Source organism: Halopseudomonas oceani, from assembly GCF_963677335.1.
GTDB classification, from domain to species: domain Bacteria; phylum Pseudomonadota; class Gammaproteobacteria; order Pseudomonadales; family Pseudomonadaceae; genus Halopseudomonas; species Halopseudomonas oceani.
In genome coordinates, this window is record NZ_OY781932.1 from 1,284,674 (window position 1) to 1,309,942 (window position 25,269).

A 25,269-nucleotide genomic window follows, 5' to 3' on the forward strand; every position below is an offset into this window, starting at 1 on the left:
GGGTATTTTTCGCCCCTTTTTTCCATACCGGGACCGGCGGAGGTCATGCATGGCGGTAGAGCTGGATCACATCAAACAGGTCATGGCAGAGGCCGACTGTCTGTTCACCGAGGCAGACGTCGAAGGCGCACTGCAGAGCATGGCTAGCGAAATCACCGAGCGTCTGGCCGACAGCAATCCGATTGTCTACAGCGTGATGAATGGCGGTCTGATCATCAGTGGCAAGTTGCTGCCGAAGCTGCCGTTCCCGATGGAAGTGGGCTATTTGCACGCTACTCGCTATCGCAACAAGCTGTCCGGCGGTGAACTGTTCTGGAAAGCGCGTGCCGAGCATTCGCTCGTTGGCCGCAGTGTATTGATCATCGACGACATTCTGGATGAGGGTCATACGCTGGCTGCGATTGTCGAGTATTGCCGTGATGCTGGCGCTGAACATGTCTACACTGCGGTGCTGCTGGATAAGCAGCATGATCGCAAGGCCTATCCGGGCATGCGTGCCGATTTTACCGGCCTGGATGTTGAGGACCGCTATATCTTCGGTTACGGCCTCGACTACAAGGGATACTGGCGTAACGCCGCCGGCATTTTTGCTCTCAAGGGGCATTGATACCATGATGCGTCGAGCGGTTGTGCTGACATTGGGTGTGTTGCTGGCACTGCCGCTCGCGGCCGCGCAGGTCTCGCTGCCGCACGATGAATATCTGCCGGAAGATATCTACGGACAGCGTCAGGATCGCCCCGAACAGGTATTGTTCGAGGTGCAGCGATACAGCTTGACCATTGGTAGCGAATTGCGTCCGGGCGCCCGCCCGAATGACGCGCAGGCCAGCGTTTCCATTCTGCTGGAGGGGCGCAGCACGCTGACTGGGTCGCCGGTCCGTCGCGCGCGTCTGCAGTTTGCCGAGGGCACTGGGGGGCAGCGCGGGGCGCGTTTGGTCGATGACGGTACGCTGCTTGTCATCAACTATCCACTAGCCTTGCTGCCAGCCATTCGCCAGATGCTCGACAGCCCCGGGACGGATTATGTGCAGGGGCGTTTCTACGGCAATGGTCTGATCTGGGCTGATCTGCACTCCGAGCCGGTTGCTGCCGCGGACTGAGTACTGAACTGGTTAGACGCCCGGGGGATGGTTACAATGCCCGCCCTGGACTCTCTGAGGAAGTTTCATGCGTAAAGACAAGCAGAAGGTGATCGGTGAGCCGATGACCGATGAACAGGTTGCGGTATTTCTGAACGCACGCCCCTATAACAGCGACGAATCGGTTGAACTGCATCTGCTGGTGCGCGCCTATCGCGGCTTGCGTGTGGAAGACTTCGAGCGTTTTCTGGTGATGTTCAAGGCCGCTGGGCATGACCTGAACGCGGTCGGTGCTGATGGTCGTACATTCCTGGCCACTGTGCGTGAGCATGCCCAGGGCGAAGACTACGTCGCAGTACTGGAAGCGGCTGGCGCCCGTTAAGCGGGCAGCATTCTCCAGCCGGTGCGGTTAGCGTGCCGGCTGACGCGAGCTGCCGTCGGCAGGGACTTGCCAATCCAGCGAGGTTGCAGCTCGTTGACCTCGACCCAGTGACCTTGCTGTGGCTGTCTGGGCAGCTCCCATAGCGCAACGCATATCCCCTGTGCGTTGAGTTGGGCGTAGCAGCGGCGTCGCTTGAACAGGCTGGCGATCATGACAGTCTTCCTTTGTTGAATCTGCGCGCAGGATCGCTGATTGGCATGTCAGCTTGATGACAGGGCGTAACGCCCTCTGTTGGCCCCTCCGGAACCGGAGTATGCTGCGCCTGTCCAAGGTGGCTCTGACCACGTTTCCCTTTCCAATCCCGACAGACGGCAGGAGTAAGGTACTTATGCTCAAGCGTTCAGGCATGTTGCTGCTGGCCATGATGGCCGCGGCTCTGGTGGGCTGTGCTCACAGTCCGCAGCAGTTGACGGTGCAACCTCAGATCAACAAGCCGCTAAGCCCGGTTGCCCGCCAGCAGCCGGTCAGCGTGAAGGTGCAGGATACCCGCCAGAACAAGATATTGGGGACGCGCGGAGGCATTTACCCTGACTCCAGTAACATTACCATCAGCGACAGTGCGCTCCCGGCGATCCGTCAGCAGGTCGAGCAGGCGTTACGCCAGTTGGGGTTCAATGTGGTGCCTGAAGGGTCACCCAATGCCAACAGCCTGACCCTGAATCTGGCCGAGCTAAGCTACCAGTCGCCGAAGGACTCGGTTTACGTGACCCAGGCCGATATCAGCGCCACCTTCGTTGCTGAAGCCAGCAACATGAATCGCAACTATCAGGGACGCTTTACGTCCTCGCTGCAGCAGCGCTTTGGTTATGCGCCGAACCAGCAAACCAATACCAAGCTGGTGACCGACGTGATGAGTGATGCTCTGACCCGGGTGTTTCAGGATCCGATGATTTTGCAAACGCTGCAGCAGTAGGCTCAACAGCAAAAAAAACGGCGCTTATGCGCCGTTTTTTTTTTGCTCGCCATTCAAGCCGGCGGGGGTTGCAGCATTTCGTCGTGCTCGGTCATGTTCCAGGGCAGCACGCCGGGAGATATGTGCAGGAAGTGCAGATACTTTTCAAAGTGGTCGAGGGTGTCGCCGATGATCTCCTGCTCATCGTAGCCGTAGACATCATAGGTCTGGCCGCCGCGACGCAGAAAAACCTCAGCCCGGTAATAATGCTGCTGGGCGTCGTTGTCGGTGCGTCGCATCTCCGGGTAGGCAAAGTCGGGGCGCAGATACTCGCGCAGGCGAATTTCGTAGATGAAGTCGAGCTGATCTGGCTTGTTGATCTGCAGGTAGGCGCGGCCGTTCTCAGCATCCAGTTCTGCCTCTGCCGGCCAACCCTGCTCGGCCAGCGCCGCGCTCAGGCGTTGCATGGCTGGCATCGCTCGATTATGGATGAAGCCTTCCACCGCGGCGCGATCCGGGAAGTGGACGATGCTGGCCAGGCGTTTTTTCCAGTTGGCTGCCAGGCTGTTGTCGCTATAGCGGCTGACCTGCATGTGATGCAGCAGACTGACGTCACGGTGGCCCTCGATGACCAGTGCGCGCCACATGCCGAGCATCGCAATGATCATGATGATGGCGAAGGGCAGGGCGGTAACGATGGTCATGGTCTGCAGAGCGCCAAGGCCACCGGCGATCAACAACACCGCAGCAACCACGCCTTCCAGGATCGCCCAGAAGGCGCGCTGCCATACCGGCGTCTGCAGCACGCCGCCGGAGGCCAGCGAGTCGATCACCAGCGAACCGGAGTCCGATGAGGTGACGAAGAAGGTGACGATCAGCACCACGGTAACGAACGACACTATGCTGGTTAACGGCAAGTGCTCGAACAGCTTGAACAGCGCAATCGCCTTATCTGCCTGGACCTCGCTGATCAGGCTGGTGTAACCCTCGTTCATGATCAGGTGCAGCGCGGTATCGCCAAAAACCGAGAACCAGAGAAAGGTGAACATGGTTGGCACCAGCATGACACCGAAGACAAACTGGCGAATGGTTCGGCCGCGGCTGATCTTGGCAATGAACAGGCCGACGAAGGGCGCCCAGGCAATGGTCCAGCCGAAGATGAACAGCGTCCAGTTGCCAATCCAGTCGCTATGGGTATAGGCCTGCAGGTTGAAGGTGCGCTCGACAATGTTGTTCAGGTAGCTACCGGTGTTCTGCAGGAAGGCTTCGAGAATGAAGATGGATGGGCCGACCAGAAAGACGAACAACATCAGGGTTACCGCCAGCACCATGTTCAGGATCGACAGGTTCTTTACCCCCTTGTCCAGCCCGGCCACCACGGAGAACAGGGCGAGACCGGTGACGGCGGCGATGGTCACGACTTGCACGCTGCTGGCTACCGGAATGCTCGGCCACAGGTAATTGAGCCCAGCGTTGATCTGCGCGACGGATAGCCCCAGCGTCGTGGCGATACCGAACAGGGTGCCGAGAATCGCTACCACATCGACCGTGTGGCCTATCGGGCCGTGAATGCGCTCGCCAATTAGCGGGTAGAGGGCCGAACGCATGGACAGGGGCAGGCCGTGGCGGAAGGCAAAGTAGGCCAGCACCAGACCGACCAGTCCGTAGATCGCCCAGATATGAAAGCCCCAGTGGAAGAAGGCAATCTGCATGGCCTGTTTGGCCGCATCCAGGGTTTCCGGTGCGCCGGCAGGCGGGCTGGCGAAGTGGGTAACCGGCTCGGCGACGCCGAAGAACAGCAGGGCGATCCCGTAGCCGGCCGAGAACAGCATCGCGAACCACGCCGGGAAGCTGTATTGCGGCTCGGCGTGGTCCGGTCCGAGGCGAATGTTGCCCCAACTGCTGCAGGCCACCAGCACCACAAACAGCAGAAAACTGGCGACCGCCAGCATGTAGAACCAGCCAAAGGTTTCGGTGATGTAGGCCAGGGTTCTCGAAAACAGCGAGCCGGCCAGCTCGGGGTTGCTGATGGTGCCGATAACCAGCAGCAGAGTCACAATCACGGCAGGGGCAAACACGGGAACCAGTACGGTTGATTGCCAGCCACGCTTGGCGTCAGTCATGCAGATCTCCTTGTCCTGCGTGTAACGGTCGGTTGATCGGCCGTTTTTTTGGCGAGCAGCAGCTGGCCTACACGCGGACCTCGGGGCGCCGATGTCGGTCAGTGTTTTCGCTCGTTACCTGATACAGGATAGCCATCAGGGCCAAAGGTTCCGCTTATTCGCTGTGCTGGTCCGGGTCCAGGACCTCGATCTGCACCCGGGCACTGCCGGCGCGAACCATGCCAAGCTGCTCTGCTGCACGCTGGGAAACGTCGATGATGCGATGGCCGACGAAGGGGCCGCGGTCGTTGATACGGACGACTACTGCGCGATTGTTGTAGGTGTTGGTGACCTGCACCAGGGTGCCGAACGGCAGCGCCGGATGCGCGGCGGTGAGATCGGTTTCGTCGTAGGGTTCGCCGCTGGCGGTGCGCCTGCCATGCAGTCGGGAGGAGTAGTAGGACGCCTTTCCGGTCTGGGTCCAGCCGGGCTCACCGAGCAGCTGTGCTTCGGTGGCGTGAGCACTGAATGGCAGCTGCACCAGCAGTGCGATCAGTAGCGTGCGAAACATGGCGAGTTCCCGGAAAGTGGGCGGAGCGACCTCTGACCGCTCCGCCGCTTTCAGGTTCAGCCTTCCAGTTTCTTACGCAGCAGTTCGTTGACCTGCTGCGGGTTGGCTTTGCCTTTGGATGCTTTCATCGCCTGGCCGACAAAGAAGCCGAACATCTTGCCGCGCTTGGCTTCGTCGCTCGCGCGATACTGCTCGACCTGTGCGGCATTGGCTGCCAGTACCTCGTCCAGCATGGCTTCGATGGCGCCGCTGTCGGTGACCTGCTTGAGTCCCTTGGCTTCGATGATCGCATCGGCAGAGTCGCCTTCACCGGCAGCCAGTGCCTCGAACACCATCTTGGCGATCTTGCCGCTGATGGTGTTGTCCTTGATGCGCAGGATCATACCGCCGAGTTGCGTAGCACTGACCGGCGACTGCTCGATCTCCAGGCCTTCCTTGTTGAGCAGGCTGGACAGCTCGCCCATCACCCAGTTGGCGGCCAGCTTGGCGTCGCCGCAGGTCTGCTGAACCTGCTCGAAGTAGTCGGCCAGTTCGCGGCTGGCAGACAGCACGCTGGCGTCGTAGGTCGACAGGCCGAACTGGCTTTCGAAACGCTCGCGCTTCTGTTGCGGCAGTTCCGGCAGTTCGCCGCGGACTTCCTCGATAAAGCTCGGCTCCAGCACGACCGGCAGCAGGTCCGGGCAGGGGAAGTAACGGTAATCGTTGGCTTCTTCCTTGCTGCGCATGGAGCGGGTTTCGTCCTTATTCGGGTCGTACAGGCGGGTTTCCTGTACCACCTTGCCGCCGTCTTCGATCAGCTCGATCTGGCGCTGGACTTCGGTGTTGATCGCCTTCTCGATAAAGCGGAACGAGTTGACGTTCTTGATCTCGCAGCGGGTGCCGAACTCGGCCTGGCCCTTGGGGCGGATCGAGACGTTGCAGTCGCAGCGCAGGGAGCCTTCGGCCATGTTGCCGTCACAGATGCCCAGATAACGCACCAGCGAGTGGATGGTCTTGGCGTAGGCGACGGCTTCCTTGGCGCTGCGCATGTCCGGCTCGGAAACGATCTCCAGCAGCGGGGTGCCGGCGCGGTTGAGGTCGATGCCGCTCATGCCGTGGAAGTCTTCGTGCAGGCTCTTGCCGGCATCTTCCTCCAGATGCGCGCGGGTCACGCCGACGCGTTTTACGGTCCCGTCTTCCAGGGTGATGTCCAGATAGCCCTTGCCGACGATCGGATGATCCATCTGGCTGGTCTGGTAGCCCTTGGGCAGGTCCGGGTAGAAGTAGTTCTTGCGCGCGAAAACGTTGGTCATGCCGATCTCGGCGTCGATCGCCAGGCCGAACTTGACCGCGTTGCGCACGGCTTGGGCGTTGAGCACCGGCAGTGTGCCCGGCATGCCCAGATCAACCAGGCTGGCCTGAGTGTTGGGCTCGGCGCCGAAGGTGGTGGCGCTGCCGGAGAAGATCTTCGACGCGGTGGTGAGCTGGGCGTGGATTTCCAGCCCGATGACGATTTCCCATTGCATTGCTGTCAATCCTCTCAGTAGCCGGCCGGAGCGCGCTGGTGCCAGTCGGTAACCTGCTGGTACTGGTGCGCGATGTTGAGCAGACGGGCTTCGCTGAAGTAGGGCCCCAGCAGTTGCATGCCCAGCGGCAGACCGTTGGCGAACCCGGCGGGCAGGGCGACGCCCGGGACCCCGGCCAGGTTGGCGGTAATGGTGTAGATGTCGGTCAGGTACAGGCTGACGGGATCGTCGATCTTCTCGCCGATCTTGAACGCCGGGGTCGGCGAGGTCGGGCAGAGGATCACATCGACCTGCTCATAGGCGGCCATGAAGTCGTTCTTGATCAGGCGACGGATCTTCTGCGCTTTCAGGTAATACGCATCGTAGTAACCGGCCGACAGCGCGTAGGTGCCGACCATGATGCGGCGCTTAACCTCGGCACCGAAGCCTTCGGCACGCGAACGCTTGTACAGATCGGTCAGGTCGGCCGGGTTGTCGCAGCGGTAGCCGAAGCGCACGCCGTCAAAGCGTGACAGGTTGGAGGAGGCTTCAGCGGGGGCGATGACATAGTAGGCGGGAATCGCCAGCTCGGCGTTCGGCAGGCTGATTTCCTTGACCTCGGCGCCGAGCGCCTGGAATTGCTTGACCGCAGCACTGATGGCATCGGCGGTCGCAGCGTCCAGGCCGGCGGCGAAGTATTCCTTCGGCAGGCCTATGCGCAGGCCCTTGAGGGAGTCGTTCAGGCTGGCGCTGTAGTCCGGTACCGGTTGGTCGACGCTGGTGGAGTCCTTGGCGTCGAAACCGGCCATGACTTGCAGCATCAGAGCGCAGTCTTCGGCAGTGCGGGCCATCGGGCCGCCCTGGTCCAGGCTCGACGCGTAGGCGACCATGCCCCAGCGCGAAACCCGTCCGTAGGTCGGTTTCAGGCCGGTCAGAGCCGTGAAGCCGGCCGGCTGACGGATTGAACCGCCGGTGTCGGTGCCGGTTGCCGCAGCGCACAGGCGGCCGGCAACAGCGGCAGCAGAGCCGCCGGAGGAGCCGCCGGGTACCCGGTCGGTGTCCCACGGGTTGCGGGTCGGGCCGTAGAAGCTGGACTCGGTGGACGAGCCCATGGCGAATTCGTCGAGGTTGGTCTTGCCGAGGCTTACCGCGCCAGCGTCGAGGAAACGCTGGGTGACGGTCGATTCGTACGGCGAAACGAAGTTGTCGAGCATTTTCGAGCCGCAGCTGGTGCGTTGGCCCTGGGTGCAGAACAGGTCCTTGTGCGCCAGCGGGATGCCGGTGAGCGCGGTGGCGTTGCCGGCAGCGATACGGGCGTCTGCTGCTGCGGCCTGCTCAAGGGCTGATTCGGCGGTAACGGTGATGTAGCTGTTGAGCTGGTCATCAAGCTGCTCGATGCGCTTGAGATAGTGCTGAGTCAGCTCGACGCTGGAAAGCGTCTTGTTCTGCAAGGCCTTTGACAGTTCGGCCAGAGTTTTCTCGTGCATGGATATGTCTCTTGTCTGGGCGCGGCAGGATTATTCGATGACCTTGGGAACCAGGTACAGGCCCGCTTCGGTGGCCGGCGCAATGGCCTGATAGGCCTCGCGCTGGTTGTGTTCGGTGACCTCGTCGGCGCGCAGGCGCTGGGTGGTTTCCAGCGGATGGGCGAGCGGTGCGACGGCGCTGGTGTCCACCGCCTGCATCTTGTCGATCAGCTCCAGAATGCCGGAGAGTTTGGCAGTGGTTGCCGGGATGTCGTCTTCGCTGAGGGCTATTCGGGCCAGATGCGCGATCTTTTCCACATCGGTGCGATCCAGGGACATGTACGTGTGCTCCATGTTGCCGGTGATTTCCGGTCGTCTGCTGGCGCCGGGCGCCGTTTGGTGGTTCGCCACGGAAAATGCGGGCAAAGGCGCGAATTTACCACAGTCGTGCCTTGCCCAAAAACCCCGCCGTTGTTAGAGTTGCGACACTTCTGGAAGTACCGATCAGTCACCTGCTGACGCTGCGCAGAAGGCCGCCAATCAAGGCCTTTAGCCACCAGTTTCCAATCCAACAGCGTACAGGGCAGGTGGCTTATCCGTACTTTTTCCAATTAACCCACGCGTCTTCGGGGTCTAGTCAACGCATGTTCAAAAAAATCCGTGGCATGTTTTCCAGTGATCTGTCCATCGATCTGGGTACAGCCAACACGCTTATTTACGTTCGGGACCGCGGTATTGTACTGGACGAACCGTCTGTGGTCGCGATCCGTACCACTAGTGGCAATCAGAAAAGTGTCGTGGCCGTCGGTACCGACGCCAAGCGCATGCTCGGTCGTACCCCAGGCAACATTCAGGCGATCCGCCCGATGAAGGATGGCGTCATCGCCGATTTCAGTGTCTGTGAAAAGATGCTGCAGTACTTCATCAACAAGGTTCATGAAAACAGCTTTATCCAGCCCAGCCCCCGCGTGCTGATCTGCGTTCCGTGCAAGTCTACCCAGGTTGAGCGCCGTGCCATTCGTGAGTCGGCGCTCGGGGCGGGTGCCCGCGAGGTATATCTGATCGAGGAGCCGATGGCTGCCGCTATCGGTGCCGGCCTGCCGGTTGAAGAAGCACGCGGCTCGATGGTTGTCGACATCGGTGGTGGTACCACTGAAATCGCGTTGATTTCCCTCAACGGCGTGGTCTACGCCGAGTCCGTCCGCGTTGGTGGTGACCGCTTTGACGAGGCGATCGTGACCTACGTGCGCCGCAACTACGGCAGCCTGATCGGTGAGTCCACCGCTGAGCGCATCAAGCAGGAAATCGGTGTGGCTTTCCCCGGCGGCGAAACGCTGGAAGTGGATGTGCGTGGTCGTAACTTGGCCGAGGGTGTGCCGCGCAGTTTTACCCTGAACTCAACTGAAGTGCTCGAAGCGCTGCAGGAGTCGCTGGCAACTATCGTTCAAGCGGTCAAGAGCGCGCTGGAGCAATCGCCGCCGGAGCTGGCGTCCGATATCGCCGAGCGCGGCCTGATTCTGACCGGCGGTGGTGCCTTGCTGCGTGATCTGGACAAGCTGCTGACCCAAGAAACCGGCTTGCCGGTTATCGTCGCGGAAGATCCGCTGACCTGCGTTGCCCGTGGCGGCGGCAAGGCGCTGGAAATGATGGATCAGCACACCATGGATCTGCTGTCGACCGAGTGATCTGACTGGTGGCAAGCCTTGCGGGACGGGAGTTCCGGCTCTGTCCGGCTTGCCGCTGACGGCGACTAACCTGTGGCTGCGAGGAGCCTGCCATCAAACCGCTATTCATCAAGGGGCCGTCGCTCGGCGTTCGTCTGGTTGTGCTGACCGTGCTGTCCATCGTTCTGATGGTGGTGGACGCCCGGTTCGATGCCCTGAAACCGCTCCGCGCTCAGTTGGGGCTGCTGGTCGCGCCGCTGTACACGGCGGCCGAGATGCCGGTCCGTGCCTGGCAGTCGGTCACTGAGCTGGCGACCAGTCGCGCTCAGCTGATTGCGGAAAACGAGCGACTGCGGGCCGAGGCGCTGCTGACCCAGCGCAAGCTGCAGAAGCTGGCAACGCTCACCGAGCAGAACGTGCGTCTGCGTGAACTGCTCAATTCCTCTTCGCTGGTTGACGAGCGGGTACTGGTAGCTGAGCTGATCGGCGTTGATCCCAATCCCTTTACCCAGCGTATTCTGCTCGATAAGGGCGAAGTCGACGGCGTTTTCCTTGGTCAGCCGGTACTCGACGCTACCGGCCTGATGGGGCAGGTGGTCGAAGTGTTGCCGCACAGCGCCCGGGTGCTGCTGATTACCGATGCTTCCCACAGTCTGCCGGTGCAGATCAATCGTAACGGCCTGCGCGCCATCGCCGCCGGAACCGGCCGCAATGAGTGGCTGGAATTGCGCTTTGTCGGTGATACGGCCGACGTGCGTGAGGGCGACATCGTGGTCAGCTCGGGCCTCGGACAGCGCTTTCCGGCGGGCTATCCGGTTGGCCGTGTGCAATCGGTCATTCGCCATCCTGCCCAGTCCTTTGCCGAGGTGCGCGTAACACCGTCGGCCCAGCTGAACCGCAGTCGCTATCTGCTGCTGGTGTTCAGTCCCGAGAGTGGTTACGGCGATGTGTTGCCGGCGCTGGAGTTGCGGGCCGACGATGCTGCGGGGGCCGCAGCAGACGAGCCGCAGTCGACTGAGGTCCCGGCGTCTGACGCTGAATCGGAGGGCTCCGGCAATGCAGACTAGTCTGGCAATCATCTTCAGTATTCTGGTGGCGTTGTTGCTCAGTGTCATGCCGATGCCCGAGCCGATCAGTCTGGCGCGACCGATGTGGCTGGCCATGGTGCTTGCCTACTGGGTTATGGCGCTGCCACATCGCGTTGGTCTGCTGACTGCCTGGCTGGCAGGACTGGTTTCGGATGTGCTGTTTGGTCAGTTGTTCGGCCAGAATGCGCTGGTTATGACGCTGGTCGTGTGGATGGTCCTGTTGCTGTACCAGCGTATTCGTCGTTTCCCTTTGTGGCAGCAGAGTCTGGTGATGCTGCCGGTATTCGGTATCGCCCAGATGGTCATGCTTTGGCTCAATAGTCTGAGCGGTAATCGGCCGCCAACCCTGTTGTTCCTGCTGCCTGCGGTGGTCAGCACCGTACTCTGGCCCTGGGTGTTCTCCCTGCTGCGCGGGGTAAGACGTCGCTTCCATGTCAACTGAGCTACTGCTGGCCTCCGCGTCGCCACGGCGCGCCGAGTTGCTGGCGCAGATTGGTGTTCGGGCAACGCGACTGACCTGCAGTGTTGATGAGCAGGTGCAGCCAGGCGAGTTGCCTGCGAATTATGTTGAGCGCGTCACCCGCGATAAGGTTCAGGCTGCGGTTCGGGCCGCGCCCGGACGCGTGGTGCTGGCCGCAGACACGGCGGTGGTGCAGGGCGACCGCATCCTTGGCAAGCCGGTCGATCGGGCTGACGCGCTGCGCATGCTGAGTTTGTTATCCGGAGCCGAACATACGGTGATGACCGCCGTGGCGGTCGGTTGCGATCAGCGCATCGAGCTGGTCCGGGTTGATACACGGGTACGTTTTCGGCCGCTGAGTAACGCGGAAATCAGCGCCTACTGGGATACCGGCGAGCCCGCTGACAAGGCTGGCGCCTATGGTATTCAAGGGCTGGCAGCGGTTTTCGTAGAACGTATTGAGGGCAGTTACAGTGCTGTGGTGGGGTTGCCACTGCTGGAAACCGCTACGCTGCTCAAGTCATTTGACATCCCCTGCTGGCAGCGGCTCTGACGCGGCTGTTCCAGGGCTCGGATCACCGGTATTCTGGTGACAGAACAGGAGTGGTAGAGCCCATGAGTGAAGAGATTCTGATCAATATCACGCCGATGGAGACCCGCGTTGCGTTGGTCGAGAACGGCGTGCTGCAGGAAGTCCACATCGAGCGCACCCAGCGCCGCGGCATTGTCGGCAACATCTACAAGGGCAAGGTGGTGCGTGTGCTGCCTGGCATGCAGGCGGCCTTTGTCGACATCGGCCTGGAACGTGCCGCTTTCATTCATGCCTCCGAAATTTCCGATCGCGAAGGCCAGGCGGTCGAGCCGATCAGTGCGCTGGTGCACGAAGGCAAGGCGCTGGTCGTTCAGGTTACCAAGGACCCGATAGGCACCAAGGGGGCGCGGCTGACAACCCACCTGTCGGTGCCTTCGCGCTATCTGGTCTACATGCCGCGCACGCCGCATGTTGGCATTTCCCTCAAAATCGAGGATGAAGGCGAGCGCGAGCGTCTCAAGCAGGTGGTTGCTGATTGTCTGGAGCAGGAAGGTATCCAGGAAGCTGGCGGCTACATTCTGCGTACGGCTGCCGAAGGGGCTCGGCAGGAAGACATCCTGGTTGATATTTGTTATGTCCGTCGGCTGTGGCAGCAGATCGGCCAGCAGATGGGGTCGGCCCCGGCTCCCTCGGTCATCTATGAAGACTTGCCGCTCGCGCTGCGGACCTTGCGAGATCTGGCCAACCCGCGTCTGGAAAAGATTCGCATCGACTCGCGGGAGACCTTCCAGAAGGTTGAGCAGTTTGTGCACGAGCTGATGCCGGGGGTAGAGGAGCTGCTGGAGCACTACCCCGGCGAGCGACCGATCTTCGACCTATACAGCGTCGAGGATGAAATCCAGCGTGCGATGGAGCGTCGGGTAATGCTCAAGTCCGGCGGTCATCTGGTGATCGATCAAACCGAGGCGATGACCACCATCGACGTCAATACCGGCGCCTTCGTGGGTCACCGCAACCTTGAGGAAACCATCTTCAAGACCAATCTGGAAGCGGCGACCGCGATTGCCCGTCAGCTGCGGCTGCGTAATCTGGGCGGCATCATCATTATCGACTTCATCGACATGGAAGACGAGGAGCACCAGCGTCAGGTTCAGCGCACGCTGGAGAAGCAGCTGGAGCGCGATCACGCCAAGACCAATATCATCGGCATTACTGAGTTGGGGCTGGTGCAGATGACCCGTAAGCGCACGCGTGAGAGCCTTGAGCAGGTGCTGTGCGAGCCCTGTCCGAGCTGTCAGGGGCGGGGTATTCAAAAAACGCCAGAAACCGTGTGCTACGAAATTTTCCGCGAAATTCTGCGCGAGGCGCGCGCCTATCAGGCCGGTGCCTACATGGTGTTGGCCTCACAGTCTGTAGTCGACCGGTTACTGGATGAGGAATCTGGAAACGTTGCTGATCTGGAGCTGTTCATCGAACGTCCGATCAAGTTTCAGGTGGAAACCATGTACACCCAAGAGCAGTATGATGTGGTGTTGATGTAATGGGACGCTGATCCGGTGCTTTGGCAACGTTGGCTTACCCGAGGCCTTAACGGTCTGATCTGGCTGCTGGTCGCCTGGCTGCTGGCGGCGGCTGCCTATGTCAGCCTTGGCCGTCAGCTGGTGCCGGTGGTCGCCGACTATCAGGCTGAACTGGTGGCCAAGGCCGAGTCCTTGTCTGGCCGGCACATCGAGCTGCGCTCGCTCAGTGGCCAGATGCAGGGTAGCCAGCCGGTGCTGACGCTGCGGGGGCTGCGGGTGCATGAAAACGCCGACCCCGATAGTCCGGTGCTGTTTGATCTGGATGATGTGACTGCTCGGTTGGATGTCTGGCGCAGTCTCTGGTTACGCCGGCCGGTGATGGACGCGCTGCAGATTCGCGGTCTGGCGCTGGCGCTGAGCGAAGATGAGCAGGGGCTTTGGCATCTGCAGGGGCTGGGCGAGCGAACACGGCAGGTTGGCGGGCTGGAAAAGGCGCTCACCGCACTGCGTGAGCATCACCGTATTACCCTGCTCGACACCCAGATTCGGGTGAGCCCGTTCGGTGAGCCTGAGTGGCAGTTTGAGCACGGCGAAATGACACTGCTAAACGGGCTGGGTTGGCAGCGGCTGGATGGCCGCGTGAGCTTGCCGGATGGTGAGCAGTTGCACTGGCAAATCAGTGCACTGGTGCCCGGCAATGACCTGAGCGCTGCGTCCTTTGGCTTCTTTCTGGAAATCCCGGCCAGTGACTGGAGTCGCTGGCTGCCGGAAGACTGGCTTGATCGAGCTCATCTACGTCAGCTTTCGGCTGGCGGGCGGTTCTGGGGAAGCTGGCAGGACCAGCGTCTGCAGCGTTTTCAAGGCACGCTCGTTGCTCCCGAGATCGGTCTGCGGACAGAAACCTCGGAACCGGCACTTAATGATCTCTTTGCCCGCTTTGAATACCGGGATGACGGCGATCGGCAAAGCCTGACGGTGCAGGACTTCAGCATGCACCTGGGTGAGGATGTGTGGCCGACGACCAACCTGCAAGGCCAGCGCGAGCGTAGCTCGGGGCGCTGGTCCCTGGCGTTGGACCGGCTGCTGCTTGACCGTGCGGCGCTCTGGCTGACGACGCTGGCGCCCAACCAGCCTGTTGCTGATCTCGTCACTGAACTCGCGCCGCAGGGCACTTTGCGTCAGCTGTCTGTCAGCGGCCAGGGGGCACTAGCTGACTGGCAGTCAATGCGCTTCGACGCAGCGCTGGAACAGGTAGGAGTGCAGGCGTTTCATAATGCACCGGCGTTCAGCGGTGTCAGTGGCACCCTCAGCGGCAGCCCGGCGCAGGGCGAGCTGCGTGTCAATAGCGATGTGTGGAGCATGCAGCTGCCGAACCTGTTTCCGCAGGCTTGGCAGTATGATCGCGCTCAGGGTGCCCTCCACTGGAGCTGGTCCCGCGAGCAGGGCCTGCTGCTGAATGTGCCGGGCATGGCTGTCACCGGCCCGCAGGGGCAAGGCAGTGCGCTGCTTGACCTGCACCTGCCGCCCAAGGGGCAGACGCCGACTATGGATTTGCGCGTCGCCCTGCGCAATTCGACGGCCGACCAGCATCAACCCTATCTCCCTTTGCGCTCGCCGGGTTTTAGCCCTGCTCTGGCCAAGTGGCTGGCCGCCAGTGAGGTCAAGGGCAGCGTCCCGCTGGCGATCTTCGAGTATCACGGCTCGTTGCTAAAGGGGGCTACACCGGAGGAACGGCAAATCGGTCTGTATGCGCAGTTGCGTGACGGCAAGATGCACTTTCAGCCGGGCTGGCCTGCTCTGACTGAGATTGATGGTGAACTGCTGCTGCGTGACGGCGAGTTGACCGTGTCCAGTCGTCATGCCCGTTTGCTGGATTCGGTTTCGACCCAGGCGCAGGCGCAGGCTCAGCTGTTACACCGAACCGGTCCGGCGGTACTCGCTGTCGAGTCCAATTTCAGCGGCCCGCTCGCTGACGCGCTGAAGCTGATGCAGGATGGTCCGCTGGCAGAACTGACGGGTAATCCTCTGGTCGGCTGGCGCGGTGACGGAACCGTGTCCGGAACCCTTGAACTTGCCATTCCGCTGCAGCGTACCGAAGATCCGGCAGCGCAGCTTGCGGTTGATCTCAGCTCCGACGTACAGGCCAGTCGGGTGGATATTCCAATGCTGCAGGCACCCATCGAGAACGCCAGCGGTCATCTGCACTACTCACGTGAAGACGGGCTGAGTGCCAACAACCTGAACGGCCGCTTTCTGGGTGCTGCCGTCAGCGGCAGTATGGCGCCGAGAGGCGCGCGTGGTCAGCGTTTGCGGCTTAACGGGCAACACCCGGTTGAGGCGTTGCGCCAGTGGCGACTGTTGCCGCGTATTCCCTCAGGGATCGCCAAGGGGGCGGTGGCTTGGCAGGCGGTACTGGATATTCGCGCTGGTCAGCAGGATCTGACTGTGACCAGCGACCTCAAAGGGGTCGAGTTGACGGTACCTGAGCCTTTCGCCAAGTCGGCCGAGACACCACGAGAACTGACGCTACAGATGACGTTGGCCAGGGGGACGCAGACATGGCAGGTTAGTTCAGACGATGGCCTGCGCGGTCTGCTGCGCTATCGTAACGGTCAACTTGCGGGAGATCTGCGTTACGCCAGTGGCTCGCCGCAGCAACCGACCGGCCAGGGGCTAAACCTTCAGGCGCGGGTGCCGACGTTGGACTGGGAAAGCTGGCGTAGCTGGGCTGCAGGCCTCAGCAATGCCAATGGTACCAGCCGGACAGCCAGCGCCGATGGCGGCGTACTGGCAGAGCTCGTGCGTCAGCTTGACGTGCGTGCCGACACCTTTACCGGATTTGGCCTGACTCTCGCTGATACCCACGCGTTGGTTGCGCGTGAGGCCGCGCACTGGCGCGTGACTGTTGATCAGGCCGATGTCGCTGGTCGGATCCTGGTACCGGACGACTCGGCGCAGCCGATTGACATCGCGCTGCAGAGACTGCGACTAAACGCGGTAGATGAAGACATAAGCAAGCTGCCGGTGGTAATGCCAAGCGACGTCGCAAGCGAAGCCGAGCCGCCTGACCCTCTCGCTGATTTCCGACCCTCTACCTTGCCGCCACTGGATGTTCGTATTGAACAGCTTTCCTGGGGGAATAAGCCCATCGGCCTGGCGCGGTTCAACCTGCGTCCGGACGCAACCGGGGCGCGGCTGCCTGATCTGGAGCTAAATCTTCGCGGGCTTGTCCTCAAGGGTACGATGGGCTGGCGTGAACAGCCGGCTCACAGCGTTTTTGAGGGTAGTCTGGAAACGGAAGATGTTGGAAAGGCGCTGAAGGCCTGGGGGTATGCGCCGACGATCACTAGCAAGCGCTTTGTGGTCAATGCGGCATTGAACTGGACGGGCTCACCCGCGGCATTCAAGCTGCGCCGGGCGTCGGGTACGTTGGGTATTGAGGCCCGTGATGGCATGTTGCAGAGCGGCGAGACCAGCGCCGAGGCGCTTCGGGTATTTGGACTGCTCAATTTCAATGCCTTGACCCGGCGCCTGCGACTCGATTTCTCGGATATCTTCAGCAAGGGCACAGCCTACGACACCCTGGACGCAGGGCTGTATGTCGAGAACGGTGTGCTGCATAGTGAACAGCCGATGGTATTGGAAGGGCCCGGCGTCAAGATTCAGGGCGAAGGTAGCCTCGATCTGCGCAACAATCAGGTTGATATGGGCATGGTGGTGACCCTGCCGGTGACCAACAACCTGCCTCTGGCGGCGCTGATCGCCGGCGCCCCCCAGATTGGCGGCGTACTGTTTCTGGCCGACAAGATCCTCGGCGACAAGGTCGCCCGCTTTGCTTCGGTGAAATACAAGATCAGCGGTGACTGGCAGCAGCCCACGGTCGAGTTTGACCGCGCGTTTGATGACAAGGCCGCACTGGAGGAAGACTGATGTCCACGGTTGCTGCGATTCAGATGACCAGTGGCCCGGTGGTGGCCGATAACCTGAGGCGGGCCGCCGAGTTGATCGCCGAGGCGGCGGAGCAGGGCGCTGAGCTGGTGTTGTTACCCGAGTGTTTTGGCGCTTTCGGTAACCGCTCGCTGCAGGCCATTGCTGAGGCAGAGTGGGGGGCTGAGCGCCCGATTCGCCGTTTCCTTGCCGATCAGGCCAGGGCCCACGGCCTCTGGCTGATTGGCGGCAGTTTGCCGTTGCCGGTGAGTGCGAGCGGCAAACCGCTGGCATGTCAGCTGGTAGTGGACGAGCGGGGACACGAGGTGGCGCGCTACGACAAGCTGCATCTGTTTGACGTGGATGTGGCCGACAGCCACGGCAGCTACCGCGAGTCCCGTGATTACGGCTTTGGTGAGCAGGTGTTGTGTGTCGACAGTCCGGTTGGGCGAGTTGGTCTGAGTATCTGCTACGATGTGCGCTTTCCCGAGTTGTATCAGGCATTGCGTGCCGATGGTGCCGAGCTGATTGTGGTCCCGGCAGCGTTTACTGCGGTTACCGGCGCTGCGCACTGGGAAGTTCTGCTGCGCGCGCGGGCGATCGAAACACAGTGCTGGGTGCTGGCGGCCAACCAGACCGGTCAGCATCCCAGTGGTCGTCAGACCTTTGGCCACAGTTGTTTGATTGATCCCTGGGGAGCCGTGCAGGCCTGCCTGCCGAGCGGCGAAGGGGTCGTTGTCGGCAAACTGGATCCTGCTCAGCTCGAGGCCGTGCGCACACGCATGCCCATCCTCAGCCACCGTCGTTTTGCCCTGGCAGCCCAGCCGCTGCCCGTGGCCAAGGAGTCCGAACATGAGTGACCTGATTACCCGCGCCGAGCAGGCGCTGCTGCAGCCTGCCGATCTCTCCGCCGATGCCGTTGCCGGCGTCCTTGGTACCTTGCTGCAGGCACCGGGCGTCGACGCCGCTGACCTGTATTTTCAGCATCAGCTGAGCGAGTCCTGGGTGCTGGAAGATGGCATCGTTAAGGATGGCAGCTTTCACGTTGACCAAGGCGTCGGCGTGCGTGCCCTGTCTGGCGAAAAAACCGGTTTTGCCTACAGCAATGATATTCGATTGCCCGCGCTGACCCAGGCCGCCGGTGCCGCCCGCTCGATTGCCCGGGCCGGTCAGTCTGGCAGTGTACAGGCCTGGCGGCGCCCTGAATGCTCGCCGCTGTACTCGGCGGTCAACCCGCTGGATGTCATGCCGCAGGCCGACAAAGTCAGCTTCCTGCAGCGCATTGATGCCTTCACCCGTAGCCTTGATCCGCGCATCACTCAGGTCAGCGTGAGCCTCAGTGGTGTGCACGACACCGTTATGGTGGCGGCCAGTGATGGCACTTGGGCCGGTGATATTCGTCCGCTGGTACGCATGAACATCAGCGTGATCATGGAGCACAATGGCCGCCGCGAGCGCGGCAGCAGCGGTGGCGGCGGGCGAACCGACTATCTCTATTTTGCAGCCGAAGAACGTGCCCTTGGTTATGCCCGTGAGGCAGTGCGCCAGGCTTCGATCAACCTTGAAGCCATTGCGGCGCCAGCTGGCAGCATGCCGGTGGTAATGGGCCCCGGCTGGTCCGGCGTGCTGCTGCACGAGGCGGTCGGTCATGGTCTTGAGGGGGACTTCAACCGCAAAGGCAGCTCGGCCTACAGCGGTCGTGTTGGCGAGAAGGTTGCGTCAAGTCTCTGCACCATCGTCGATGACGGTACTCTGCCCGGTCGTCGCGGCTCGCTGACGATGGATGACGAAGGCGTGCCGAGCAACTGCACCACGCTGATCGAGAACGGCGTACTCAAGGGTTACATGCAGGACAAGCTCAATGCCCGTCTGATGGGTGTGGCCGCGACGGGCAACGGTCGCCGCGAATCCTACGCGCACCTGCCCATGCCGCGCATGACCAACACCTACATGCTGGCTGGCGAGAGCGATCCGGAAGAAATCATCGCGTCGGTCAAGAAGGGTATCTACTGCGCCAATCTGGGCGGTGGTCAGGTGGATATCACCAGCGGCAAGTTCGTGTTCTCCACCAGCGAGGCCTATTTGATCGAGGACGGCAAGATCACCGCGCCGGTCAAGGGCGCAACGCTGATTGGCAATGGTCCTGAGGCGATGAGCCGGGTGTCGATGGTCGGCCACGACCTCAAGCTCGATACCGGCGTCGGTGTGTGCGGCAAGGATGGACAGTCGGTGCCGGTCGGCGTCGGCCAGCCGACGCTGAAGATTGATCAGATTACGGTAGGCGGCACCGGCTGACGCCGGTCCCGCAGCCACAAGCTTCAAGCGGCAAGCTTCAAGTCAAACCGGATTGTGCTTTGGTTTGGGTTCTCAGCTGGTGCTGTTACCCAATGATGTTTTGATTACAGCCAAGGTCTGCCTCGCACGGTTTTTTGCTTGCAGCTTGAGGCTTGCAGCTATCATCGCCCCTCAAACCGTCCGGCCAGCCGGTTCTTGCGGACCTGGTCGACTGGAAACACCTTGCCGCTCATGGCGACATAGACTCCGTGGGGCAGGCAGTTGAGCGCGCCGACTGCCAGGCCGAGGTTGAAGCTGGCATCGGTGTCCCGAAAGCGCGCGGGCTGCATGGCTCCGGTGAGTACGATGACCTTGTCGTCGATATCGGCCAGTGCGGCGCCGGTTACCGTCATGGTGTCGGTGCCGTGGGTAATGAGGATATGCTCGTAGGGGCAGGCGGCGACTTTGGCGTGAATCAGGTCTCGATCGGCATCGGTCAGCTCCAGGCTGTCCTTGCGGGTCAGCGATTCGACGCTGTACTCAAAACCGACGCGGGCCTGCTGCAGAATGTCCGTCGCCATCGGCTCACCAATCTGAAAGTCGCTGAGAGCGTCGAAGTAGACCTTGTCGATGGTTCCACCGGTAGAGAAAATTTGAATAAACATCCTGTTTCCTTGCTGATGAGTCTGTCTGCACATGTCTGCTGATATTGAACAGTGTACCGCGCCGATGCGGACCTGGTGGGTGTATATGGTGCGCGCCGAGAATGGTCACCTCTATACCGGGATCAGCGTTGATCCGCAGCGCCGTTTTGCCCAGCACCAGCGCGGCAAGGGTGCGAGGTTTTTTAATCGCAGCCCGGCGGCGGCATTGGTGTGGCGCCGCGAGTGTGCCGACCACGGCGATGCGCTGCGGCAGGAAATCGCCATCAAGGCGCTCACGCGCAAGGCCAAGGAGCGGCTCATCAGTCAGTTGGATGAACCTTCATCAACTGCGGCGAGAGACTAGTCAGCGCGCCGCTTGCGGGTCTAAAGTGGCTGCTCAATTTGCCGGAGAGCTGTCATGACTGATCTGATTCTGCACCATTACCCGCAATCTCCCTTTGCCGAAAAGGCACGCCTGATGCTGGGGTTCAAAGGCTTGTCCTGGCACTCGGTGATGATTCCGCCAGTGATGCCAAAACCGGACCTGACAGCACTGACCGGTGGTTATCGTCGCACTCCCGTTCTGCAAATCGGCGCTGATATCTACTGTGATACTGCGCTTATCGCCCGCCGCCTGGAGCAGGAGAAGGCCGGTCCGGCGCTGTTCCCCGAGGGGCAGGAAGCTGCTGCCGCCGGTCTGGCTCAGGTGGCCGATCAGGTGTTGTTTCAGCACGCGGTTGCGATCAACTTCCAGCCGCAGGGGTTAGCCGAGCGCTTTGCCGGCCTGCCAGAGCAGGTGGTCAAGGCGTTTGTGGCAGACCGCCAGAAACTGTTCAGCGGCGGCACGGCAAGCCGACTGGAGACTGAAGTGGCTCTTAGCCAATGGCCGGCACTGCTGTCGCGGTTGGAGCTGCAGCTGGAGCGCGATGGCGACTTCCTGCTCGGCGAGCACGCCAGCGTCGCTGACTTTGCCCATTACCATGCACTCTGGTTTGTTGCCAGCAACCGTGCTGTTGCTGCGGCGCTTGAACCCTACCCTGCGGTGCGCGCTTGGATGCAGCGAGTGGCTGACTTTGGTCATGGCTCACACACGGAGATGGCTGGTGAGCAGGCCATTGTCATTGCTCGCGACAGCGCGCCGGCAGCACTGCCAGCGGATGCGATTGCCAGTCCCGGTGGCTTCGAAACCGGTCAGGTAGTGACCGTCAGTGCCGTTGATTACGGCACGGATGAAGTCTCAGGTACGCTGGTGTTCGAGGGTGAGGAAGAGATTATCATTGCCCGCGAAGACGAGCGCGCGGGTCTGGTGCACGTCCACTTCCCCCGGTTCGGGTTCCGTATTCGCGCGGTCTGATCCTTGCGTGCGGCGTGCTTGTCACGCCGCCAATCCTTATGAGCAGTATCGTCTCCGGCCTACGGGTGTGAGCCGGCCAGCAGGAGCCGGGTGTGGCGCTGCTCCAGCAGGTTAAAGATCAGCTTGCCCGGCAGGGCGTTCTTCCAAGTCAGGAACAGTGCACCCTTCAGTGTCAAAGCACGCCTGCCCTGATCGTCTATTTCGGGTTTGCAGTAGCCGAGTCGAACCAGCTCATCTGACTCGCGGGCGATGAACGCCTCGATCGGCTGAAAGCCCTGATCGCTGGGGTAGGGGATTGCGGGCGCCGAGTTGGGTAGTCGTTTGCGCAACCGCTGCAGGGTGCCAAACAGCAGTTTCAGGTTGTTGACCTCGCTCAGACGGACGCCCAGACGGCATGGCATGCTCGGGTATGACGACAAGGTAGGCGCGTTGTGCACATCCAGCAAACTGCCGTCGGCGTACAGTTGAGTGAACTCGGCGTAGGTTACCCGTCGCTTCCCGCTGGTCATAGTGACCAGCATGGCCGCCGCCTGATCCCGCGGGTGAACGTACAGTGAAAAGTGGCTGACCGTGTGGCTGGAAGGCAGAGCGGAAGAGCCTACGTGGGCAAACTGCAGTTCCTGCAGCTGTTCATCGAGTTGCTGGAAGACGTCGCCGCGTTCGGCGAGGAAGCATTCGCGGTCGGTATCGCTGAAGCGGACCCTGGCAGGAATTCGCTGGGTGCGCATAACCAGCCACGGACCGATCACGTTGATTGCGATCAGAGGTACAAACAGGACCACCAGCAACAGGTTAAACACGGCCTGTTCCTCCCATTTATTGTTCTTTTGATGATGGGGGCAAAGGATCACCATCGCTGTGGAAAAGGTTTAGTTCAGGATCACCGACAGGTCAACGGCAAGGTGCCGGGCGGCTGCGTGCATGGGCAGATCGGCGTATGCTGTCTGACCGCTGGGTGCGCTGCGAAAATGGCGTAGTGATCTATTCGAGTCATGATTGTTGGGGGGCGTGTGGACAGCATCATCGTTGTAGACAACCTGACCAAGACCTACGAGACCGGGTTTCGGGCGCTCAAGGGTGTCAGTCTGAGCATCCGGCGCGGCGAGATTTTCGCCCTGCTCGGACCCAATGGAGCAGGCAAAACCACCATGATCAGCATCATCTGCGGCCTGGTTAACGCCAGCAGCGGCCAAGTGCTGGTCGACGGGTATGACAACGTGCGTGAGTATCGCAAGGCACGCAGTCGAATAGGCCTGGTACCGCAGGAACTGACCAACAACATGTTCGACAGCGTCTGGGCAACGGTCCGCCTCAGTCGTGGTCTGTTTGGCAAACCGCGCAATGACGCGCTGCTGGAGCAGATCCTGCGCGAGCTGTCGCTGTGGGATAAGCGTGACGAACGGATCATGGCGCTGTCTGGCGGCATGAAGCGTCGGGTGCTGATTGCCAAGGCGCTGGCCCATGAGCCTGAGGTGCTGTTCCTCGACGAGCCGACCGCCGGCGTTGATGTCGAGCTGCGGCGCGATATGTGGAACATGGTGCGCCGGCTGCAGGAGCGTGGGGTAACCATCATCCTCACCACCCACTACATCGAAGAAGCCGAGGAGATGGCCGACCGTATTGGGGTGATTCGTCAGGGCGAGCTGATTCTCACCGAAGACAAGAACACCCTGATGCAGCAGTTAGGTACTCGCCAGCTGACCTTGCAGCTGCAGCAGCCGCTGGAGGCGGTGCCCGAAGCGCTGACCGGCTATCCACTGGCGCTCGGTGAACAGGGCTATGCGCTGGTGTATACCTTTGATGCCAAGGCTGAGCAAAGCGGCATTGCGGAGCTGCTCAAGCGCATCGACCAGTTGGGGATCGAGGTGCGTGACCTGCATTCGAGCCAAAGCTCGCTGGAGGACATCTTTGTTGGCCTCGTTCATAGCCGGGCGCAGACGGATCAACAGGCAGCGGGAGAATCGGCATGAATCTGTATGGGGTAAAGGCGATCTATCTGTCGGAAATGGCGCGGATGATGCGTACCCGGCTGCAGAGTATCGCCTCGCCGGTAATCTCGACCTCGCTGTATTTCATCGTGTTCGGTGCTGCAATCGGTACGCGCATGACCGAGGTGGACGGGGTCAGCTATGGTGCCTTCATCATTCCGGGTCTGATCATGCTGATGCTGCTGAACGAGAGCATCTCCAACGCCTCGTTCGGCATCTACATGCCGCGCTTTACCGGCACCATCTACGAAGTGCTTTCGGCGCCGGTATCGCCGGTTGAAATAGTCGTCGGTTATGTCGGCGCGGCTGCGACCAAGTCGGTACTGCTCGGCTTGCTCGTACTGCTTACGGCACGGTTGTTTGTCGATTACGAAATCCAGCACCCGGTCTGGATGCTCGGCTTTCTGATCCTGACGGCGGTGACCTTCAGTCTGTTCGGTTTCATCATTGGCGTCTGGGCGGATGGTTTCGAGAAGCTGCAGATCATCCCGCTGATGATTGTGACGCCGCTGGCGTTTCTGGGTGGCAGCTTTTACTCGATCACCATGCTGCCGCCATTCTGGCAGACGGTGACGCTGTTCAACCCGGTGGTGTATCTGATCAGCGGTTTCCGCTGGAGCTTCTACGGCGCGGCTGATGTGCACATTGGCGTGAGCGTAGGGATGACGCTGGTGTTTCTGACCCTGTGCACCACTGCGGTCTGGTGGATCTTCCGCACCGGATATCGGATCAAGCCCTGAGGTGAGGCAAGCGGCGCTCAGCGCCGCTTGTTGCGCAGTTGCTGTACCAGCCCCTTGGGCGGGTGGCGGATAACCAGGGCGTCTTCGCTTTCGTCGTACTCCACCCGCTCGCCAAGCAGGTGTGACTCAAAGCTGATCGACAAGCCATCGGCCTTGCCGTAGTAGCGCATGAAATTGTTGATTGCGCGCTTGTCGGCGGGCATCTCCGGATTCAGGCCGTAGTCCTTGTTGCGGATGTAGTCGTAGAAGGCGCGGGGATGCTCTTCGTCGATCACGCCCGACAGTTCTTCCAGTGCGACCTGCTCACCGGCACGGCTCTGGCTGTTGACGTAGCTGCTCATCGCCTTGGCCTTGTCCTTGACCAGCTCGGGCTCAAGGGAGGCTTCGCCGACGTAGTCGCTGAAGGCCTGCAGCAGGGTGTTGGTGTCTTCTTCCGGGTTTGAGCCTTCCACGCAGCCGATGAAGTCGCGGAAGTAGTCCGACACCCGCTTGCCGCTGCGGCCGCGAATAAACGAGATATAGTTCTTCGCGCTGGCGTTCTGCTTCCACTCGGTCAGGTTGATGCGTGCCGCCATGTTCAGACTGGACAGGTCCAGGTGACGGGCAGCAGCCACATCCAGCTCATCGGTTACGGTGACGCCTTCGGTGTGGTGCAGCAGGGCGATGACCAGAAACGCGGTCATGCCCTGACGGTAGCGGATGAACAGCACGTGGCCGCCGAGCGCCAGATTGGAGCCTTCCATCAGGGTCTTGAGGTGCTCGGTCGCCTGACTGGAGAAGCGCACGAAGTCCAGCTCCTGATCCACCAACTGCTGCAGCCAGCCGCTGAACGGGTAGGCGCCGCTTTCCTCGTGGAAGTAGCCCCAGGCCTTGTTCGGCTTGCTGTTGTAAGCCTCAATCAGACCGGCCAGCAGTTGCTCCAGTGCTTCGGAGCTGGCCAGCTCGGCGTCACGCAGGGTCAGGCTGGCCGGTTGGCCGTCGGGCTTCTTGTGAATCTGATGAACGATGCTGTTGTCGATGGGCATGGGACGGTCCGCAATCA

Annotated in this window: 25 protein-coding genes; 16 read left to right on the forward strand and 9 right to left on the reverse strand. The window is 61.1% G+C overall.

Going from position 1 to position 25,269, the window contains the following annotated elements:
• Positions 1–49 precede the first annotated feature (49 nt).
• The 3 genes from ACKPCU_RS06020 (at position 50) to ACKPCU_RS06030 (ending at position 1,461) form a co-directional block, all read left to right on the forward strand.
• The gene (locus ACKPCU_RS06020; RefSeq protein WP_104739005.1) at positions 50–607 is read left to right on the forward strand and encodes a hypoxanthine-guanine phosphoribosyltransferase; all 558 of its coding nucleotides are present in this window, start codon (positions 50–52) and stop codon (positions 605–607) included.
• A gap of 4 nt (positions 608–611) precedes the next feature.
• On the forward strand, positions 612–1,100 hold the full coding sequence (locus ACKPCU_RS06025; RefSeq protein WP_321350673.1) for a hypothetical protein: 489 nt from the start codon (positions 612–614) through the stop codon (positions 1,098–1,100).
• A gap of 67 nt (positions 1,101–1,167) precedes the next feature.
• Entirely contained in the window at positions 1,168–1,461 is a 294-nt protein-coding gene (locus tag ACKPCU_RS06030) for a PA4642 family protein (RefSeq protein ID WP_104739007.1), read from the forward strand.
• Here the strand turns inward: ACKPCU_RS06030 and ACKPCU_RS06035 are convergent.
• Positions 1,458–1,673 carry a hypothetical protein gene (locus ACKPCU_RS06035; protein ID WP_321350675.1) on the reverse strand — a complete coding sequence of 72 codons (216 nt, stop codon included), beginning with the start codon at positions 1,671–1,673 and terminating at the stop codon, positions 1,458–1,460. The two genes, ACKPCU_RS06030 and ACKPCU_RS06035, sit on opposite strands and share 4 nt — an antisense overlap.
• A gap of 176 nt (positions 1,674–1,849) precedes the next feature.
• Here ACKPCU_RS06035 and ACKPCU_RS06040 point away from each other — a divergent pair, with 176 nt between their 5' ends.
• Positions 1,850–2,434 carry a YajG family lipoprotein gene (locus ACKPCU_RS06040; RefSeq protein WP_104739009.1) on the forward strand — a complete coding sequence of 195 codons (585 nt, stop codon included), beginning with the start codon at positions 1,850–1,852 and terminating at the stop codon, positions 2,432–2,434.
• 53 nt (positions 2,435–2,487) lie between these two features.
• Here the strand turns inward: ACKPCU_RS06040 and ACKPCU_RS06045 are convergent, their stop codons facing one another.
• The 5 genes from ACKPCU_RS06045 to gatC form a co-directional block, all read right to left on the reverse strand.
• Complete coding sequence (locus ACKPCU_RS06045; protein ID WP_321350677.1) at positions 2,488–4,536, reverse strand: BCCT family transporter; 2,049 nt, start codon at positions 4,534–4,536, stop codon at positions 2,488–2,490.
• A gap of 154 nt (positions 4,537–4,690) precedes the next feature.
• Positions 4,691–5,086 (reverse strand): septal ring lytic transglycosylase RlpA family protein, encoded by a 396-nt coding sequence (locus tag ACKPCU_RS06050; protein ID WP_321350678.1) that lies wholly within the window; start codon positions 5,084–5,086, stop codon positions 4,691–4,693.
• 56 nt (positions 5,087–5,142) lie between these two features.
• Complete coding sequence (gatB, locus tag ACKPCU_RS06055; protein ID WP_104739012.1) at positions 5,143–6,591, reverse strand: Asp-tRNA(Asn)/Glu-tRNA(Gln) amidotransferase subunit GatB; 1,449 nt, start codon at positions 6,589–6,591, stop codon at positions 5,143–5,145.
• A 14-nt stretch (positions 6,592–6,605) separates the two neighbouring features.
• Positions 6,606–8,057: an Asp-tRNA(Asn)/Glu-tRNA(Gln) amidotransferase subunit GatA gene (gene gatA, locus ACKPCU_RS06060; protein ID WP_321350679.1), complete on the reverse strand. Its 1,452-nt coding sequence runs from the start codon at positions 8,055–8,057 to the stop codon at positions 6,606–6,608.
• A gap of 30 nt (positions 8,058–8,087) precedes the next feature.
• Positions 8,088–8,375 (reverse strand): Asp-tRNA(Asn)/Glu-tRNA(Gln) amidotransferase subunit GatC, encoded by a 288-nt coding sequence (gatC, locus tag ACKPCU_RS06065; protein ID WP_104739014.1) that lies wholly within the window; start codon positions 8,373–8,375, stop codon positions 8,088–8,090.
• A 305-nt stretch (positions 8,376–8,680) separates the two neighbouring features.
• Here gatC and ACKPCU_RS06070 point away from each other — a divergent pair, with 305 nt between their 5' ends.
• From ACKPCU_RS06070 to tldD, 8 genes are all read left to right on the forward strand, one after another.
• Entirely contained in the window at positions 8,681–9,721 is a 1,041-nt protein-coding gene (locus tag ACKPCU_RS06070; RefSeq protein WP_104739015.1) for a rod shape-determining protein, read from the forward strand.
• A gap of 140 nt (positions 9,722–9,861) precedes the next feature.
• Positions 9,862–10,767, forward strand: coding sequence for a rod shape-determining protein MreC (gene mreC, locus ACKPCU_RS06075; protein ID WP_321350684.1), 906 nt, complete (start codon positions 9,862–9,864; stop codon positions 10,765–10,767).
• Entirely contained in the window at positions 10,757–11,230 is a 474-nt protein-coding gene (mreD, locus tag ACKPCU_RS06080; protein WP_104739017.1) for a rod shape-determining protein MreD, read from the forward strand. Before mreC ends, mreD begins: the two co-directional genes overlap by 11 nt.
• Positions 11,220–11,801, forward strand: coding sequence for a Maf family protein (locus tag ACKPCU_RS06085; RefSeq protein WP_104739018.1), 582 nt, complete (start codon positions 11,220–11,222; stop codon positions 11,799–11,801). The genes mreD and ACKPCU_RS06085 overlap by 11 nt, the downstream gene beginning before the upstream one ends.
• 62 nt (positions 11,802–11,863) lie before the next feature.
• On the forward strand, positions 11,864–13,321 hold the full coding sequence (gene rng / locus ACKPCU_RS06090; protein ID WP_104739019.1) for a ribonuclease G: 1,458 nt from the start codon (positions 11,864–11,866) through the stop codon (positions 13,319–13,321).
• Positions 13,322–13,336: 15 nt separating this feature from the next.
• Positions 13,337–17,230, forward strand: a complete 3,894-nt coding sequence (locus ACKPCU_RS06095; RefSeq protein WP_321350687.1) for a YhdP family protein — start codon at positions 13,337–13,339, stop codon at positions 17,228–17,230.
• Positions 17,230–18,087, forward strand: coding sequence for a carbon-nitrogen hydrolase family protein (locus ACKPCU_RS06100; RefSeq protein ID WP_321350688.1), 858 nt, complete (start codon positions 17,230–17,232; stop codon positions 18,085–18,087). The genes ACKPCU_RS06095 and ACKPCU_RS06100 overlap by 1 nt, the downstream gene beginning before the upstream one ends.
• Positions 18,080–19,522: a metalloprotease TldD gene (gene tldD / locus ACKPCU_RS06105; RefSeq protein WP_321350690.1), complete on the forward strand. Its 1,443-nt coding sequence runs from the start codon at positions 18,080–18,082 to the stop codon at positions 19,520–19,522. Before ACKPCU_RS06100 ends, tldD begins: the two co-directional genes overlap by 8 nt.
• A gap of 161 nt (positions 19,523–19,683) precedes the next feature.
• On the opposite strand, the gene ACKPCU_RS06110 is transcribed toward tldD, so the two are convergent.
• Positions 19,684–20,166 (reverse strand): asparaginase domain-containing protein, encoded by a 483-nt coding sequence (locus ACKPCU_RS06110; RefSeq protein ID WP_104739023.1) that lies wholly within the window; start codon positions 20,164–20,166, stop codon positions 19,684–19,686.
• A gap of 31 nt (positions 20,167–20,197) precedes the next feature.
• Between ACKPCU_RS06110 and ACKPCU_RS06115 the strand changes: the two genes are divergently transcribed.
• Positions 20,198–20,509 (forward strand): GIY-YIG nuclease family protein, encoded by a 312-nt coding sequence (locus tag ACKPCU_RS06115; RefSeq protein WP_104739024.1) that lies wholly within the window; start codon positions 20,198–20,200, stop codon positions 20,507–20,509.
• 54 nt (positions 20,510–20,563) lie between these two features.
• Positions 20,564–21,499, forward strand: a complete 936-nt coding sequence (locus ACKPCU_RS06120) for a glutathione S-transferase family protein (protein ID WP_321350692.1) — start codon at positions 20,564–20,566, stop codon at positions 21,497–21,499.
• A gap of 59 nt (positions 21,500–21,558) precedes the next feature.
• Here ACKPCU_RS06120 and ACKPCU_RS06125 read toward each other — a convergent pair whose 3' ends face one another.
• Positions 21,559–22,299: a hypothetical protein gene (locus tag ACKPCU_RS06125; protein ID WP_321350694.1), complete on the reverse strand. Its 741-nt coding sequence runs from the start codon at positions 22,297–22,299 to the stop codon at positions 21,559–21,561.
• 210 nt (positions 22,300–22,509) lie between these two features.
• Here ACKPCU_RS06125 and ACKPCU_RS06130 point away from each other — a divergent pair, with 210 nt between their 5' ends.
• The gene (locus ACKPCU_RS06130) at positions 22,510–23,469 is read left to right on the forward strand and encodes an ABC transporter ATP-binding protein (protein ID WP_321350695.1); all 960 of its coding nucleotides are present in this window, start codon (positions 22,510–22,512) and stop codon (positions 23,467–23,469) included.
• Positions 23,466–24,227 carry an ABC transporter permease gene (locus ACKPCU_RS06135; protein WP_088273194.1) on the forward strand — a complete coding sequence of 254 codons (762 nt, stop codon included), beginning with the start codon at positions 23,466–23,468 and terminating at the stop codon, positions 24,225–24,227. The genes ACKPCU_RS06130 and ACKPCU_RS06135 overlap by 4 nt, the downstream gene beginning before the upstream one ends.
• 17 nt (positions 24,228–24,244) lie before the next feature.
• Here ACKPCU_RS06135 and yejK read toward each other — a convergent pair whose 3' ends face one another.
• Complete coding sequence (gene yejK, locus ACKPCU_RS06140; protein ID WP_104739029.1) at positions 24,245–25,252, reverse strand: nucleoid-associated protein YejK; 1,008 nt, start codon at positions 25,250–25,252, stop codon at positions 24,245–24,247.
• Positions 25,253–25,269: the final 17 nt, after the last annotated feature.

What these genes read in the sequence shown, in the direction of transcription:
- ACKPCU_RS06100 (WP_321350688.1), top strand. Translation starts at nt 17,230, where the DNA reads ATGTCCACGGTTGCTGCGATTCAGATGACCAGTGGCCCGGTGGTGGCC.
- ACKPCU_RS06085 (WP_104739018.1), top strand. Translation starts at nt 11,220, where the DNA reads ATGTCAACTGAGCTACTGCTGGCCTCCGCGTCGCCACGGCGCGCCGAG.
- rng (WP_104739019.1), top strand. Translation starts at nt 11,864, where the DNA reads ATGAGTGAAGAGATTCTGATCAATATCACGCCGATGGAGACCCGCGTT.
- ACKPCU_RS06025 (WP_321350673.1), top strand. Translation starts at nt 612, where the DNA reads ATGATGCGTCGAGCGGTTGTGCTGACATTGGGTGTGTTGCTGGCACTG.
- ACKPCU_RS06030 (WP_104739007.1), top strand. Translation starts at nt 1,168, where the DNA reads ATGCGTAAAGACAAGCAGAAGGTGATCGGTGAGCCGATGACCGATGAA.
- gatA (WP_321350679.1), bottom strand. Translation starts at nt 8,057, where the DNA reads ATGCACGAGAAAACTCTGGCCGAACTGTCAAAGGCCTTGCAGAACAAG.
- ACKPCU_RS06020 (WP_104739005.1), top strand. Translation starts at nt 50, where the DNA reads ATGGCGGTAGAGCTGGATCACATCAAACAGGTCATGGCAGAGGCCGAC.
- ACKPCU_RS06070 (WP_104739015.1), top strand. Translation starts at nt 8,681, where the DNA reads ATGTTCAAAAAAATCCGTGGCATGTTTTCCAGTGATCTGTCCATCGAT.
- gatB (WP_104739012.1), bottom strand. Translation starts at nt 6,591, where the DNA reads ATGCAATGGGAAATCGTCATCGGGCTGGAAATCCACGCCCAGCTCACC.
- tldD (WP_321350690.1), top strand. Translation starts at nt 18,080, where the DNA reads ATGAGTGACCTGATTACCCGCGCCGAGCAGGCGCTGCTGCAGCCTGCC.
- ACKPCU_RS06045 (WP_321350677.1), bottom strand. Translation starts at nt 4,536, where the DNA reads ATGACTGACGCCAAGCGTGGCTGGCAATCAACCGTACTGGTTCCCGTG.
- yejK (WP_104739029.1), bottom strand. Translation starts at nt 25,252, where the DNA reads ATGCCCATCGACAACAGCATCGTTCATCAGATTCACAAGAAGCCCGAC.
- ACKPCU_RS06115 (WP_104739024.1), top strand. Translation starts at nt 20,198, where the DNA reads ATGTCTGCTGATATTGAACAGTGTACCGCGCCGATGCGGACCTGGTGG.
- mreD (WP_104739017.1), top strand. Translation starts at nt 10,757, where the DNA reads ATGCAGACTAGTCTGGCAATCATCTTCAGTATTCTGGTGGCGTTGTTG.
- ACKPCU_RS06040 (WP_104739009.1), top strand. Translation starts at nt 1,850, where the DNA reads ATGCTCAAGCGTTCAGGCATGTTGCTGCTGGCCATGATGGCCGCGGCT.
- ACKPCU_RS06120 (WP_321350692.1), top strand. Translation starts at nt 20,564, where the DNA reads ATGACTGATCTGATTCTGCACCATTACCCGCAATCTCCCTTTGCCGAA.
- ACKPCU_RS06110 (WP_104739023.1), bottom strand. Translation starts at nt 20,166, where the DNA reads ATGTTTATTCAAATTTTCTCTACCGGTGGAACCATCGACAAGGTCTAC.
- ACKPCU_RS06135 (WP_088273194.1), top strand. Translation starts at nt 23,466, where the DNA reads ATGAATCTGTATGGGGTAAAGGCGATCTATCTGTCGGAAATGGCGCGG.
- ACKPCU_RS06035 (WP_321350675.1), bottom strand. Translation starts at nt 1,673, where the DNA reads ATGATCGCCAGCCTGTTCAAGCGACGCCGCTGCTACGCCCAACTCAAC.
- gatC (WP_104739014.1), bottom strand. Translation starts at nt 8,375, where the DNA reads ATGTCCCTGGATCGCACCGATGTGGAAAAGATCGCGCATCTGGCCCGA.
- ACKPCU_RS06050 (WP_321350678.1), bottom strand. Translation starts at nt 5,086, where the DNA reads ATGTTTCGCACGCTACTGATCGCACTGCTGGTGCAGCTGCCATTCAGT.